Origin of the sequence: Pseudomonas sp. ML96, assembly GCF_000761545.1 — a bacterium.
GTDB lineage: Bacteria > Pseudomonadota > Gammaproteobacteria > Pseudomonadales > Pseudomonadaceae > Aquipseudomonas.
The window spans coordinates 80589-94731 of the sequence record NZ_JPMY01000016.1; the positions used below are offsets into that span (position 1 = coordinate 80589).

At 65.9% G+C, this 14143-nt stretch carries 16 protein-coding genes; 7 read left to right on the forward strand and 9 right to left on the reverse strand.

Annotated elements, in window-relative coordinates:
- The first annotated feature begins 3 nt into the window (after positions 1-3).
- On the forward strand, positions 4-618 hold the full coding sequence (locus IP89_RS12050; RefSeq protein WP_043309775.1) for a hypothetical protein: 615 nt from the start codon (positions 4-6) through the stop codon (positions 616-618).
- Here IP89_RS12050 and IP89_RS12055 read toward each other — a convergent pair.
- Positions 615-1904: a sigma-54 dependent transcriptional regulator gene (locus IP89_RS12055; protein WP_043309776.1), complete on the reverse strand. Its 1290-nt coding sequence runs from the start codon at positions 1902-1904 to the stop codon at positions 615-617. The genes IP89_RS12050 and IP89_RS12055 overlap by 4 nt on opposite strands.
- Before the next feature lie 214 nt (positions 1905-2118).
- Here IP89_RS12055 and IP89_RS12060 point away from each other — a divergent pair, with 214 nt between their 5' ends.
- Complete coding sequence (locus IP89_RS12060; RefSeq protein ID WP_043309777.1) at positions 2119-3999, forward strand: di-heme-cytochrome C peroxidase; 1881 nt, start codon at positions 2119-2121, stop codon at positions 3997-3999.
- A gap of 12 nt (positions 4000-4011) precedes the next feature.
- Positions 4012-5157: a catalase family protein gene (locus IP89_RS12065; RefSeq protein WP_043309778.1), complete on the forward strand. Its 1146-nt coding sequence runs from the start codon at positions 4012-4014 to the stop codon at positions 5155-5157.
- Positions 5158-5200: 43 nt separating this feature from the next.
- Here the strand turns inward: IP89_RS12065 and IP89_RS12070 are convergent, their stop codons facing one another.
- From IP89_RS12070 to aroC, 7 genes are all read right to left on the reverse strand, one after another.
- Positions 5201-5581: a hypothetical protein gene (locus IP89_RS12070; RefSeq protein ID WP_043309779.1), complete on the reverse strand. Its 381-nt coding sequence runs from the start codon at positions 5579-5581 to the stop codon at positions 5201-5203.
- A gap of 82 nt (positions 5582-5663) precedes the next feature.
- Positions 5664-5876 carry a PLDc N-terminal domain-containing protein gene (locus IP89_RS12075; protein WP_043309780.1) on the reverse strand — a complete coding sequence of 71 codons (213 nt, stop codon included), beginning with the start codon at positions 5874-5876 and terminating at the stop codon, positions 5664-5666.
- A gap of 58 nt (positions 5877-5934) precedes the next feature.
- A complete protein-coding gene (mtnC, locus tag IP89_RS12080; RefSeq protein ID WP_043309781.1) occupies positions 5935-6618 on the reverse strand; it encodes an acireductone synthase in 684 nt (227 codons plus the stop codon).
- A 5-nt stretch (positions 6619-6623) separates the two neighbouring features.
- Positions 6624-7169: an acireductone dioxygenase gene (locus IP89_RS12085; RefSeq protein ID WP_043309782.1), complete on the reverse strand. Its 546-nt coding sequence runs from the start codon at positions 7167-7169 to the stop codon at positions 6624-6626.
- A 21-nt stretch (positions 7170-7190) separates the two neighbouring features.
- Positions 7191-7802 (reverse strand): methylthioribulose 1-phosphate dehydratase, encoded by a 612-nt coding sequence (locus tag IP89_RS12090; protein WP_043309783.1) that lies wholly within the window; start codon positions 7800-7802, stop codon positions 7191-7193.
- Complete coding sequence (locus IP89_RS12095; protein ID WP_043309784.1) at positions 7799-8947, reverse strand: MFS transporter; 1149 nt, start codon at positions 8945-8947, stop codon at positions 7799-7801. Before IP89_RS12095 ends, IP89_RS12090 begins: the two co-directional genes overlap by 4 nt.
- 2 nt (positions 8948-8949) lie before the next feature.
- A complete protein-coding gene (gene aroC / locus IP89_RS12100) occupies positions 8950-10041 on the reverse strand; it encodes a chorismate synthase (RefSeq protein WP_043309785.1) in 1092 nt (363 codons plus the stop codon).
- Between the two features lie 129 nt (positions 10042-10170).
- Here aroC and IP89_RS12105 point away from each other — a divergent pair, with 129 nt between their 5' ends.
- Complete coding sequence (locus IP89_RS12105; protein ID WP_043309786.1) at positions 10171-11139, forward strand: alpha/beta hydrolase; 969 nt, start codon at positions 10171-10173, stop codon at positions 11137-11139.
- A gap of 69 nt (positions 11140-11208) precedes the next feature.
- Entirely contained in the window at positions 11209-11991 is a 783-nt protein-coding gene (locus IP89_RS12110) for a hypothetical protein (RefSeq protein WP_043309787.1), read from the forward strand.
- Between the two features lie 6 nt (positions 11992-11997).
- Here the strand turns inward: IP89_RS12110 and prmB are convergent, their stop codons facing one another.
- Positions 11998-12912, reverse strand: coding sequence for a 50S ribosomal protein L3 N(5)-glutamine methyltransferase (gene prmB, locus IP89_RS12115; RefSeq protein ID WP_043309788.1), 915 nt, complete (start codon positions 12910-12912; stop codon positions 11998-12000).
- 201 nt (positions 12913-13113) lie between these two features.
- On the opposite strand from prmB, the gene IP89_RS12120 reads away from it, so the two are divergent.
- Entirely contained in the window at positions 13114-13707 is a 594-nt protein-coding gene (locus IP89_RS12120) for a cysteine hydrolase family protein (RefSeq protein WP_043309789.1), read from the forward strand.
- A gap of 93 nt (positions 13708-13800) precedes the next feature.
- Positions 13801-14124 (forward strand): hypothetical protein, encoded by a 324-nt coding sequence (locus IP89_RS12125; protein ID WP_043309790.1) that lies wholly within the window; start codon positions 13801-13803, stop codon positions 14122-14124.
- Positions 14125-14143 lie beyond the last annotated feature (19 nt).

Here is a 14143-nt window from a genome sequence, read left to right on the forward strand (position 1 = left end):
TCGATGAGCAGTATGGAGCACCAAGAGGTCAACCTCGGCCAGCAGCAGAACCAGGACCTGATCTGGGACCTGGACAGCATCGCCCGTCGCGAACTGGCCGAGCGCTTCATCAAGCTGTTCGAGAACCGTCTGTGCGTGTATTCCGAATCGACCCGGCAGCTGTACACCAACTACAACCTGCACTTCCCGACCGACTACGGGCGCAAGATGGTGGTGCTGCCCAACCCCTACGCCTTCCATGACACCCTGCACGGCATCGACCCGGTGGCCGTGCGCAAGACCGGCCTCTGCGTGCTGCCCGGCGTCGTGCTGGGCAAGCCTGGCTTGATGCTGACCACGCAGATCAAGGACGGCGGCCCCGCGCCCAAGACCATGCCGTTCAAGGCGGCCCTGGCGCAGATCATCAGCAACCAGAAGAAGATCAACGACGTCTTCCTGCCGATCCTGATGAAGGGTGACCTGCGCGAATTCGACCAGAAGATGCCCTACATCCATCTGCACCGCCTGCAGGTGCAGCGCCTCACCCGCCTGTCCTCATTCGAACGCGACGACATCCAGCAGACAATCACCCGCAAGCTGCTGATGCTCTATCGCCAGGCTGATACCCTCGACTGCTAACGCATCTGGTGCTTGTGCAGCAGCCGGTAAAAGGTCGGCCGCGAAATGCCCAGCACCCGCGCCGCCTGGGTCATGTTGCCGGCATAACGCAGCAGCACGTCGTGCAGGGCCTGGCGCTCGGCGCGATGGACGTAATCCTCCAGGCTGCCGAACGGCCCGGCTGAGCCAGCACCGGACACCAAGCCCAGATCTGCCGCCTCGATCTGCCGCTGCTCGGACAACACGGTCGCGCGCCGCACCCGCGTGGCCAGCTCGCGCACATTACCGGGCCAGTCGTGATCGGCCAGCGCGCGGATCGCCTCATCGCTGAAGCTGCGCGGCCGGCGGCCGACCTCCGCGGCGTAGCGCCGGGTGAAGTAACCGGCCAGGCTGGCGATATCGTCACGTCGCTCGCGCAGCGGCGTGGTGCGCACCTGCAGAGCCGCCAGCAGGTAATAGAAGTCTTCGCGCAAGGCGCCGCTGGCGACCTCGCTTTCCAGGTCCACGCGGCTGGTGACAATCAGGCGCACGTTGACCGGAGTCGCCAGCCCAGCACGTTCCACCCGCCCCTCCTGCAGGGTGCGCAGCAGGCGCGCCTGGGCCCGATGGGGCAGCTCACCCACCTCGCCCAGCAGCAGGGTGCCGCCATCCGCCTGCTCGATCAGCCCGGGGCCGCGCTCATCGCCGAACAGCTCCCTTTCATCTAGCGCCGAGCAACTGGCCGCCAGCAGCGGCCCGGCGGCACGCGGCGAGAGGCGATGCAGGGTCCGCGCGACCAGTTCCCGACCGCTGCCGCTCTCGCCGAGGATCAGCACCGGAGCGTCCACCGGCGCCAGCCTGGCCAGCAGATGGCGCAACTCGCTGATGCTGCGGCTACTGCCGAGCAGCTCATGCGGCCGGTCGATCTCGCCGGTCGCCACCTTGCCGCGCAGGCGCGCCATGCCGAATGCGCGCCCGAGCGCGACACTGACCCGCTCCAGGTCGAACGGCAGGGTGTGGTAGTCGAAGAACCACTCGCCGATGAAGCCGCCCACCTCCGGCAGGCCCAGGGTTTCCGCGCTGAGCACGGCGATCCATTCGGTGCCGCTCTGGCTGATCAGCTGCTTGAGACGCTCGGGTTGCTGCAGATGGCTGCGGCGCAGGCGCACCAGGCCCACATCGCAGGCCAGTTCGCCCGCCAACGCCAGCTCACAGCTCTGCACCTGCCAGCCGGAAGCCTGCAGCTCGGGCAGCAGACGCTCGCATTGCTCGCAGGGATCGACCACCAACAGGCGTCGGGCAGCGACCGGGGTTTGCAATAGATCCATCCTTGGCGCCAATTTTTTGAAAAATTCAAATAAAACAATTGGTTGGCGCTGATACAAGAACCCTAGCAAGGCACCGTCAAGATTCTAGGAACTTTTACTTATAAAAACGGCAGGATATTGCGCACCTTTCTAATTGTTATGGCCGCTTGCCATCCCCCCCGCGGATTGGCATAAACGTACCCCATAACAAAATCATCACAGGGATGTTGACCACATGCGATTCCTGCGCCGTGTCCTAGGCCTGATCCTGTTGCTCGTACTCGGCGCTCTGGCGGTCGTCATCTACTACATCGCCCGCCCCAACCTGCCGGTCTTCGACAAGCCGCAGCAGGTCCACTATCTCGGCCAGTGGGACGAGCAGGCCCGCCAGACCTACTACTACACGCCCCAGGGCACCACGGTGAAAGGCCTGCACTACGACTGGTTCACCGCCCTGGAGATGCCCTTCTCCCGCGAGAAATTCGCCCGCCCCGAGTACCTGGCGCGCTTCGGCTTCCTCACCGACCCGCAGCAGAAGCCCAGCGAGCTGAACCCCGGCAACCTGCCGGTAGGCTTCGCCCGCCACCAGGACGACGAGAGCGGCACCCAGTACCTCGATATCAGCTGCGCTGCCTGCCACACCGGCGAGCTGCGCTACAAAGGCCAGGCCATCCGTATCGACGGTGGCGCCGCCCTGCACTCCCTCGCCTCCACCGTGCCGACCCTCAAGGGTGGCGGCTTCGGCCAGGCGCTGGGCATGAGCATGGCGCTCACCTACTACAACCCGGTCAAGTTCAGCCGTTTCGCCCAGGAAGTACTGGGCGACAACTACGAGCAGGACAAGGATCAACTGCGCGAAGACTTCAAGGCGGTACTCGATCGCCTGCTCGGCACCGCCTACAACGACTGGCATCGCGGCCTCTACCCCACCGAAGAAGGCTTCGGCCGCACCGACGCCTTCGGCCGCATCGCCAACAGCGTGTTCGGCGATGCCATCGACGGCAGCAACTACCGCGTGGCCAACGCACCGGTCAGCTACCCGCAGGTATGGGACATCTGGAAGTTCGACTGGGTGCAGTGGAATGGCTCGGCCATGCAGCCGATGGCGCGCAACATCGGTGAAGCACTGGGCGTGGGCGCGACCCTGCATCTGTTCGACGACGAGGGCAAGGCGCTGACCCACGACGAGCGCTACCCCTCCAGCGTGCGCCTGCGCGACCTCTACACCCTGGAAGAGACCCTCAAGCAGCTCAAGCCGCCGACCTGGCCGGAAGCCGTGCTCGGTAAGGTCGACCTCAAGCTCGCCAGCCAGGGCCGCGCCCTGTTCGCCGAGAACTGCGCCTACTGCCACGCCCCGGTCGACGTTCCGCGTGACCAGCGCCTGGCCCCGGCGCGCGATCCGGAGTGGCACCTGCGCATCGTGCCGACCCGCATTATCGGTACCGACCCGACCACCGCCGACAACATCGCCGACCACCGCTTCGACATCCGCAAGCTGGGCTGGAGCAAGGAAGAGCTGGGCAAACTCGACGTCAAACTGTTTGGCGCCAGCCTGGACGAGGTCGACTTCGCCAGCATCTCCAGCGCCAAGGGTCTGGCCTATGTCACCGCCTACGTGGAGGACCGTGCCTACCGCGACGCCGGCATCCAGCCGCGCGAGCGCTGGCGCATGGACGGCTACGGCCTGGCCATCGGCGTGCAGGAGAAACGCGGCTACAAGGCGCGCCCGCTCAACGGCATCTGGGCTACCCCGCCCTTCCTGCACAACGGTTCGGTGCCCAACCTGTTCCAGTTGCTGTCACCGGTGGTCGAGCGTGATCGCCAGTTCTGGGTCGGCAACTTCGAGTACGACCCGCAGCGCGCCGGCTTCCTCACCGACAAATTCCCCGGCGGCTTCCTCTACGACACCAGCGTGACCGGCAACGGCAACCGCGGCCACGAGTTCCGCGACGGCTGCCGCAACGAGGGCGTGATCGGCCGCTACCTGGAGCCGGAGGAACGCTACGCGCTGATCGAGTATCTCAAGGTGATGGGCGACGCCAAGCTGGAAAGCCAGCTGCAAGCCACCGAGAGCCGTCCATGGACCCCCGGCCCCAGCTGCCAGAACAATAATTAAGGAATAGCCCTCATGCTCAAGCGCTTCTGGCTCTGGCTCGGCCGTCTGGTCGGCCGCCTGTTGCTGACTCTCGTGATCGTTGGCTGTCTGGGCTGGGGCCTGGGCGCCGCCTACTACGCCTGGAAGTTCTCCGGCCCGGTAGCGGCCGAGGAAGAGATCCCCAAGGACGAGGCGGCCCTGACCCAGAGCATCATCGAGGATGCCATCCGCATCGTCGAACAGCACCGCGACAACACCCGCGTGCTGCGCGATGCCCACGCCAAGGCCCACGGCTGCGTGAAGGCGGAGATGACCGTGCTGCAGAACCTGGTACCGGAGCTGCGCCACGGCGTGCTGGCCGAGCCGGGCAAGACCTGGCAGGCCTGGATGCGCCTGTCCAACGGCAACGCCTACCCACAGTTCGACAGCGCCCGCGATGCCCGCGGCATGGCCATCAAGCTGCTCGACGTGCCCGGCGACAAACTGCTCAGCAGCAAGGCCACTGCCGGCAACCAGGACTTCGTGATGTTCAACCACCCGGTGTTCTTCGTCCGCGACGTGGCCGAGTACAAGCAGAACTTCGCCGCCCAGGCCAGCGGCCAGAAGATCCAGGCGTTCTTCCCCAGCCTGGACCCGCGCACCTGGGAAATCCGCCACCTGATCATCGCCCTGAAGACCCTAGCGCCTGCGCCGGAGAGCCCGGTGGCCGCTACCTACAACTCCATCGCACCGTTCAAGCTCGGCCCACACAACATCAAGTATCGCGTGGTGCCGGACCCGCAGAGCTGCCCGCGCTACGAGCTGCCGGAGCAGAACACCGCCCTGCCCAACTTCCTGCGCAACGCCCTGTACCAGCAGCTGTCGCTGGACCGCGTGCCGGCCTGCTTCGCCCTGCAGGTGCAGCGGCAGAACGCCAACTACTACATGCCGATCGAGGACACCAGCGTGCAGTGGAGCGAAGACATCTCGCCGTTCGAGACGGTGGCGACCATCCGCGTACAGCCGCAGGATTTCGACACCCGCGAGCAGAACCTGGCCTGCGACAACCTCTCCTTCAACCCCTGGCACGCCCTGCCCGAGCATCGCCCGATCGGCGGCATCAACCGCCTGCGCAAGGCGGTGTACGAGGCCGTCAGCGTCTACCGCCACCAGCGCAACGACGCGCCCCAGGCGCACTGAATGAAAAGGCCGCCAGCAGGCGGCCTTTTTCTTGGTGCAGGATTCAGGCTGGGGCGAGTATCTGCTCACGCCAGCGCCACTCGAGAGCGGCCAGCGCACCGACAAACAGGGCTTCGCCGATCAGGTGCAGCTGGGCGAACAGTGACGAATCGCCAGCAAACTGCAGCGCCATCGCTACGCAGACGCCCGCCCACAGGCTATTGCCGACGATGAGCCCATACAGCAGCAGACGTGGCCGATTGCCACGCAGCGCCAGGGAGAAGGAATAACTGGCGTAGATCAGGTTCACCACGCCGATAAACAGCAGCAGTTCACGCGGCAAACTATAGAGATCGCTCAGCCAGGCGCCGAGCGCCAGCACCACCAGGCCTGCCGTGGCCGCTGCGGCGGAATCGATCCATAACAGATAGCGAAAGATGGGCACTGCGGGCTCTCGTCACGACCTCAGACTGGCGAAGCGTAGCAGGCTGCTACAACGGGTTCAGCGAGCTAATGCATTGAACCTCTCAGGTATCAGCACCACGCGCCCGACGCGGCCCCATGATCATCCAGTTGAACAGGCCCAGCAGCGGGAACAGCAGGAGCAGCGCCATCCACAGCGCCTTCTGCTGTCGCCCCGCGGCACTACCCAGCACCTGTGCGATGGCCCAGGCGGTCAGTGACAGGTAGAGCAACGCGGGCAGGCCATAGAACAGCCAGTCCGGCAGGGACGCAAGCATCGGGCATCTCCCAGCAAGGGTTTCCCCTTAGGGTTCTACCAGCCCGCCTAGGTTCAGCTCAGAAACGATCCAGATCGATCACCGCGAAACTGGCCACCGTGTCATGCCCGACCAGGCGCCCGCCTTCACGGGCCAGGCCGATGGTCTGCAGGCCGGCCTGCTGCGCTGCATCCAGCTCCTGGACGACATCGGAGAGGAACAGTATCTCGTCGCCGGGCAGGCCGATGGCCGCGGCGATGTTCTGGTAGGACTGCGCTTCGCGCTTGGGGCCGCTGCTGGTATCGAAGTAGCCGGCAAAAAGCGGAGTCAGGTCGCCGGCGATGGAGCAGCCAAAGAGCAGCTGCTGTGCCTGCACCGAGCCGGAGGAATAGACGTACAGCGCGTAGCCATCCCGATGCCAGCGCTGCAATGCTTCCACCGCGTCCGGGTAGACGTGGCCCTTGAGCTGCCCCGCCTCGTAGCCTTGCTGCCAGACCATGCCCTGCAGGGCCTTGAGCGGCGTGGCCTTGCGGTCCTCGATGATCCACTGCAAGAGGATCTCGATAACCCGGATCAGGTCCGCATCAGCCTCACCGCTCTCGGCACGCACGGCGTCCAGTTGCGCGGCCACGGCCGGCTCCTGCGCATGTTCGATGACAAACTGCGGCAGATGCTCGAAGGCATAGGGGAACAACACGTCGAAGACGAAGCTCACCGCGCTGGTGGTGCCTTCGATGTCGGTGAGGATGGCCCTGATCGGCATGGACTTCAGTCTTCCAGGCGCGGGAAGCGGCTGGCGATGTCGTCGCCGGTGAAGCTGGCGACCCAGCCTTCCGGGTTGTTGAACAGGCGAATGGCCACGAAGTGCGGGAACTCGCCCATGTCGAACCAGTGGCGGGTGCCGGCCGGTACCGAGATCAGATCGTTCTTCTCGCACAGCACGGCGTAGACGTAGTCGCCGATGTGCAGGCTAAACAGGCCACGGCCGGCGACGAAGAAGCGCACCTCATCCTCGCCATGCTGGTGCTCGTCGAGGAACTTGGCGCGCAACTCGTCCTTCTGTGGATGCTTGCGGTCCAGACTGATCACGTCGACGGTGACGTAGCCACGCTCTGCCTTGAGCTGGTCGATCTGCGCACGGTAGGCGGCGATCACTTCGTCCTGGCTGGCGCCCGGCTGGATCGGTGCCGCGGCCTGCCAGCGCTCGAAGCGCACGCCGACTTCGCCCAGGGTGGCGGCGATGTCCTCGGCATGGGTCAGCACCTTGTTCGGCACATCGGGGCTGGACTGGTGGTAAACGGTCAGGCTGCTCATTGCATTTCCTCTACGGGATTCTCAGCGCTGCAGGGCGCGTACTTTCAGTTCGCACTCGAACAGGAATTCGAAGGCCTCGACCTGGCGCAGGCAGTCGCCAATGGTCGCGCCCCAGGTATACAGGCCGTGGCCACGGATCAGGTAACCGACGCAATCGGGCCGCTCGTCCAGCCAGGGCTGCACCTTGGTGGCCAGGCGCGCGATGTCCTGATCGTTGTCGAAGATCGGCACCAGCACCTGGCTTTCGTGGCTGTCGACGCCGGCGAAGGCCTTTTGCAGTTCATAGTCGGCGAACACCAGGGAATCGGCCAGGGTCAGACGCGACAGCACGGTGGCGTTGACCGAATGGGTATGCAGCACGGCGCCGATCGCCGGTTGCCAGCGGTACAGCTGGGTGTGCAGGCGGGCCTCGGCGGAAGGCTTCTTGCCCGGTTCCAGGCTATTGCCGTCGAGGTCGGTGGCCAGCACGTCGTCCTCGCCCAGCTGGCCCTTGTGCCTGCCGGAGACGGTCAGCAGCGCCTGGTCGAAGGGCAGCCGCGCCGAATAGTTGCCGCTGGTGGCCGGCGACCAGCCACGCTCATGCAGAAAGCGCCCCGCCTCGATGATCTGCCGGGTCAGTTGTTCACGGCTCATGGCCGTTCCTCATGCAAACGGACGGCAATGATAAAGGCCGCGGCCAGGGCTACCAAGCTGGCGATGGCGAAGGTCCAGGCCGGGCCCAGACCAGCCCAGCTGTAGCCCGCGTACAGCGCCCCCAGGGCGCCGCCGGTGCCGGCCAGCGCCGCGTACAGCGCCTGGCCCTGGCCCTGCTGGTTGGGGCCGAAGCTGCGCTGGACGAAATGGATGGCGGCGGCATGGAAGCTGCCGAAGGTGGCAGCATGCAGCAGCTGGGCGAACAGCAGCACACCCAGGTGATCGGCCAGGTTGCCCAGCAGCAGCCAGCGCAACGATGCCAGCAGGAAGCTGGCCGCCAGCACCCAGCGCACCGAAAAACGCGTGAGGATGCGCGCCATGAACAGGAACAGCACAATCTCCGCCACCACGCCCAGCGCCCACATCTGGCCGATGAAGCCGCGCGCGTAGCCGAGGCTCTCCAGATGCAGGGTGAGGAAGGTGTAGTACGGCCCGTGCGACAGCTGCATCAGGCACACGCAGAAGAAGAACGCCGGCACGCCGGGGCGGCGCAGCTGGGCGAGAAAACCGCCCTCGCCGCCCTGCCCGGCCCGCGCCTGCGGCACTGCATTGGGCACCCACAGGGTGCCGACTAGGATGCCGGCGAGGATCAGCACCACCATGACCGGGAACAGCCCAGGACTGAAGCGCTGGAACAGCGCGCCCAGGCCGATCACCGCAACAATGAAGCCGATCGAGCCCCACAGGCGGATCTGCGAATAGCGCGCGCTCTGTTCACGCAGGTGCGCCAGGGTGATCACCTCGAACTGTGGCAGCACCGCGTGCCAGAAGAAGGCATGCAGCGCCATCACCAGAGCCAGCCAGGCGTAGCTCTGGTCGACGAAGATCAGGCAGAAGCTCGCCAGCGTACAGGCCGCACCAAAACGCACGATGCGCAGGCGCTGGCCGCTGCGGTCACCCAGCCAGCCCCACAGGTTGGGCGCCAGGCAGCGCATCAGCATCGGGATGGCCACCAGCTCGCCGATGCGCGCCGGCGAGAAGCCCAGGTGCTGGAAGTACAGCGGCAGGAAGGGCGCGGTGGCGCCCAGCATGGCGAAGTAGAAGAAGTAGAACGCGGACAGCCGCCAGTACGGCAGCGGCTGCACGGTCACAGCTGCGGCAGTACCGGCGTGTTGACCCGCACGTCGGCGTTCTGTGCGCGGTGGCGCAGCAGGTGGTCGAGCAGTACGATGGCCAGCATCGCTTCGGCGATCGGCGTGGCACGGATGCCGACGCAGGGGTCATGGCGACCCTTGGTGATCACGTCCACCGGGTTGCCGTCGACGTCGATGGAGCGGCCCGGCGTGGTGATGCTGGAGGTCGGCTTGAGCGCCAGGTGGGCGACGATCGGCTGGCCGCTGGAGATGCCACCGAGGATGCCGCCGGCGTTGTTGCTGAGGAAGCCTTGCGGGGTCAGCTCGTCGCGGTGCTCGGTGCCGCGCTGGGCCACCGAGGCGAAACCAGCGCCGATTTCCACGCCCTTGACCGCGTTGATGCTCATCAGCGCGTGGGCCAGGTCTGCGTCCAGGCGGTCGAAGATCGGCTCACCCAGGCCCGGCATCACGCCTTCGGCGACCACGGTGATCTTCGCACCGACCGAGTCCTGGTCACGGCGCAGCTGGTCCATGTAGGCCTCCAGCTCCGGCACCTTGTCCGGGTCGGGGCTGAAGAAGGCGTTCTGCTCGACGCTGTCCCAGGTCTTGAACGGGATCTCGATCGGGCCCAACTGGCTCATGTAGCCACGTACCTGGATGCCCAGGCCGGCCAGCACTTTCTTCGCCACGGCGCCGGCGGCGACGCGCATGGCGGTCTCGCGGGCCGAGCTGCGGCCGCCACCACGGTAGTCGCGGATGCCGTACTTGTGGTGGTAGGTGTAGTCGGCGTGGGCCGGGCGGAACAGGTCCTTGATCGCCGAGTAGTCCTTGGACTTCTGGTCGGTGTTGCGGATCAGCAGGCCGATCGGGCAGCCAGTGGTCTTGCCCTCGAACACCCCGGAGAGAATCTCGACTTCGTCGTCTTCCTGGCGCTGGGTGGTGTGGCGGCTGGTGCCCGGCTTGCGGCGATCAAGGTCGCGCTGCAGGTCTTCCAGGGACAGCTCGATGCCCGGCGGGCAACCGTCGACTATGGCGACCAGGGCCGGACCGTGGCTCTCGCCAGCGGTAGTGACGGTGAACAACTTGCCGTAAGTGTTGCCGGACATGTACAGCGCTCCGCAGAGATGGACCTCGATTTGAAGGTCGAGGAGTATACCCGCGGCCTTGCGCCAGTTCACCCCTTCGCGCCACGTGCCGACGGGCCCTGCCAGGACAACCAGGAACCTCCCCGGCGCATGCTCCGACTGCTCCTCTGCATTCTTCCCCTGCTCAGCGGCCTGTGCCTGGCCGGCCCGCAGGCCATTGTCCGCACGCCCGTCGAGCTGGATACCGGCAGCGGCGTGCTACACGGCACCCTGCTGCGCCCCAAGACCGAACAGGCAGTATCCGTCGCATTGATCATCGCCGGCTCCGGCCCCACCGACCGCGACGGCAATAACCCGATGGCCGGGCGCAACGACAGCCTGAAGAAACTCGCCGAGCTGCTGGCCGCCCAGGGCGTCGCCAGCCTGCGCTACGACAAACGCGGCATCGCCGCCAGCACGGCGGCCGGGCCGGATGAGCGACAGCTCAGCCTGGAGGCCTATGCCGCCGACGCCGCACGCTGGGGCCAGCGCCTGAAGCGCGACCCGCGCTTCTCCCGGCTGATCCTTATCGGCCACAGCGAGGGCTCGCTGGTCGCCGGCATGGCCGCGCAAGGCGCCGGGGCCGATGCCCTGATCAGCATCGCCGGCAGCTCGCGACCCGTCGATGAGCTGCTCCGCGAGCAGTTGCACGAACGCCTGCCCAACGAGCTGCTGGCCGATAGCGAACGCATTCTGGCCAGCCTCAAGCTGGGCATCCCCACCAGCAACGTGCCGGAGCGCCTGCAGGTGATATTTCGCCCCAGCGTGCAGCCCTTCCTGATCTCGCTGTTCCGCCAGGACCCGGCGCAGGTGTTCGCCAGCCTGCGCATCCCCACGCTGATCATCCAGGGCAGTCACGACATCCAGGTCAAGGTGGCCGATGCCGAGCGCCTGCAGGCGGCGACGCCCAATGCGCGGCTAGTGGTCATCGAAGGCATGAACCACGTGATGCGCATCGTGCCCATGGACCTGCAACGCCAGCTGGCATCCTATGCTGAGCCCAAGCTGCCACTGGCCAATGAGCTAGGTGCCAGTATTCTTGCCTTCATCGACGATCTGCCAGACTCCAGAAAACCGTAGCGCGACCGATACAATTTCAAACGAGCGTACCAACTGGCGCGCCACAGGCCCTTGCAAGGTATTCACTCGATGTCCGACAGCCCAGCCGAGCAGCCCAGCACCGAAGAGCCGGTGGAGGCCCAACCCCATCCCTGGGAAGGGCTGGAGGCCGAGCATTTCCAATTGCTGCGCCTGGCGCCATTGCCGACCGACCGCACTACCGGGCTGCGGCCTCTGCGCTTCGTCAAACTCGGCCGCGTCGAACGGCACAACGACGAACAGAGCCTGCTGCGCCTAACAGTTGAGCTGCCGGGGCAACGCCTACGCCGCGAACAGAACCTGCTGGAGGTGTGGGTCGACCACCGCAGCCGCGAGGTCCGCTTCGGCGCCGACAAGGGCCTGCAGATCGAGCCAGCCAACCGCGGTCTGGGGCGTTTCCTGCTCGCCCAAGGCATCGCCTGGGCGCGTCAGCGCTGGGGCAGCTACACGGTCGAGGGCGGCTCCCTGGCGGTGAAGGACGTGCTCAGCGAGGACGCCCGCCTGCGCCGTGACCACTTCCTGCGCATCCAGGGTTTCGAGGTGGCCTATCAGGACCTGGCGCAGATCAAGGCCAGCTACAGCGCCAGCCGGGTCAGCGTGCTCAACCCCGAGTGGAACCAGGAAAAGGTCCAGGTGCTCGACCTACTCGACTGCGGCGCCATGCTGCAGCAGGCCGACCAGAACCTGCACGAGCAGCAGCTCAAGATCACCAAGCTGGAGCGCCAGATCGACATGCTCCGGCGCGAAGACAGCGGCCTGCGTTTCACCATCGCCTGCCTGGTGGCGCTGGCGCTGTTCCAGGCCGGACTGCTGATCTGGATCGCAACGCGCTAGCGCGAATCAGCCCTTGAGCCGCGAACGGAACAGCTTCTGGTACTCGCGGCACTGGGACGCCGCCAGCAGGAATACGCCGTGGCCACCCTGCTCGAACTCCAGCCAGGTGAAGTCCACTTCCGGGTAGATGGCCTCGACATGCACCTGGCTGTTACCCACCTCGACGATCAGCAAGCCCTTCTCGCTCAGATGGTCGGCGGCCTCGGCCAGCATCCGTCGCACCAGGTCCAGACCATCGTCACCACAGGCCAGGCCCAGCTCCGGCTCGTGCTGGTATTCGGCCGGCATGTCGGCGAAGTCCTCGGCGTCCACATAGGGCGGGTTGGAGACGATCAGGTCGAAGCGCTGTCCCGGCAGGCCATCGAAGCCATCGCCCTGCACGGTGTACACGCGCTCTTCCAGACCATGCCGCTCGATGTTGTGGTTGGCCACCTCCAGCGCATCGAAGGACAGGTCGCCCAGCACCACTTCCGCCTCGGGGAAGGCATAGGCGCAGGCGATGCCGATGCAGCCTGAGCCGGTGCACAGGTCGAGGATGCGCATCGGTGTGGCCGGCAGCCAGGGTTCGAACTGGCTGCCGATCAGCTCGGCGATGGGCGAGCGCGGCACCAGCACACGCTCGTCAACCAGGAACGGCAGGCCGCAGAACCAGGCCTCGCCCAGCAGGTAGGCGGTCGGCACGCGATCCTCGACGCGGCGGCGGATCAGCTCCAGCAGGTGCTGTTGCTCGTCTTCTTCGAGACGGCAATCGAGGTAGGCGTCGGCAATCTCGAACGGCAGGTGCAGGGAGCCCAGCACCAGCTGGCGGGCATCGTCCCAGGCGTTGTCGGTGCCGTGGCCGAAGAACAGGCCGGCCTCGTGGAAGCGGCTGACGGCCCAGCGGATATGGTCGCGCACGGTGCGCAGGCGAGATGGGGACACGGCGGATACCTCGAAAATCGGTGCGCGATTCTAACAGGACGAAACAAAACTACTCGGCCCGTTTGCCGAAACCGCCGCCATCATTTCCAGGCAATAGCGCCGCGCCGCCGCCCATAGCGATAATCGACGCGACACACAAGAGGTTCACATATCGGCCTGGCGAGCAGAGAATAGACGCATCGTTGCTATAGGAGCCCCCCCATGTCCGATCCGAAAACGCTGTTCCAACTGCTCGGACGCGGTTATGCCCCAGCCACTCTCAGCAAGGCGACTCTCTTGGTTATCGATGCCCAGGAGGAGTACCGCAGTGGTGTTCTGCAGCTGCCCGATGTCGAGGCAGCCATCAGCGAGATCGCGACCCTGATGGGCGCCGCGCGCAACCTCGGTTCCCCCGTCGTGCATGTTCGCCATCTCGGCATCCCCGGCGGCTTCCTCGACCCGCAAGGGCCGCGTGGTCGCTTCATCGAGGGGCTCGCCCCGCTGGCCAGTGAGCCGGTAGTGGAGAAGCGCCTGCCCAATGCCTTCGCCGGTACCGAGTTGCACGAACGCCTGCAGCAGAGCGGCAACCTGGACCTGATCATCTGCGGCTTCATGACCCACTCCAGCGTCAGCACCACCGTGCGTGCGGCCAAGGACTACGGTTATCGCTGCACCCTGGTGGACACCGCCTGCGCTACTCGCGACCTGCCCTACCAGGACGAACTGATCCCGGCCCGGGACCTGCACCGCATGACCCTGGCGGCGCTCTCCGACAACTATGCGATGGTCGTGCCCCAGGCCCGCGCGCTGCTCTAGGTTCCGCCCGCACCGCTACTCGGTGAAGTCCAGCGGCCGGAACCCAACTGAATGGGGCCGGTCATAGCGCCGATAGCCCGAGAGGAAATCGGAATGAAGCTTGATGGATTCGATGCACGCCGCTTGCGCCCCCGTGGCCCCGGTAACTGGCGCTGGCGCGCACTCGGTGCGCTCGCCGCGCTGTTCGCCGCCTGCGGCGTAATGCTCAGCATGGCCGGGGCAGCCACCCTGCTCGGCCGCCCTCCGGCTCTCGGCGCACTGAACGACAGCGCCGGTGCCGCCATCGTCCTGCTGCTGTTCGGCCTGTTCCTGCTGTGGGGTGGCGTGAATGTCTGGCGCCGTTGCCGTCGACGCATGCGTCGGCAGTACGGCAACGATCTGAGCCTGTCGCCACGGTTGCTGAAAAAGCGCGGCTGAAGCCGGTAAACTCGCCTCT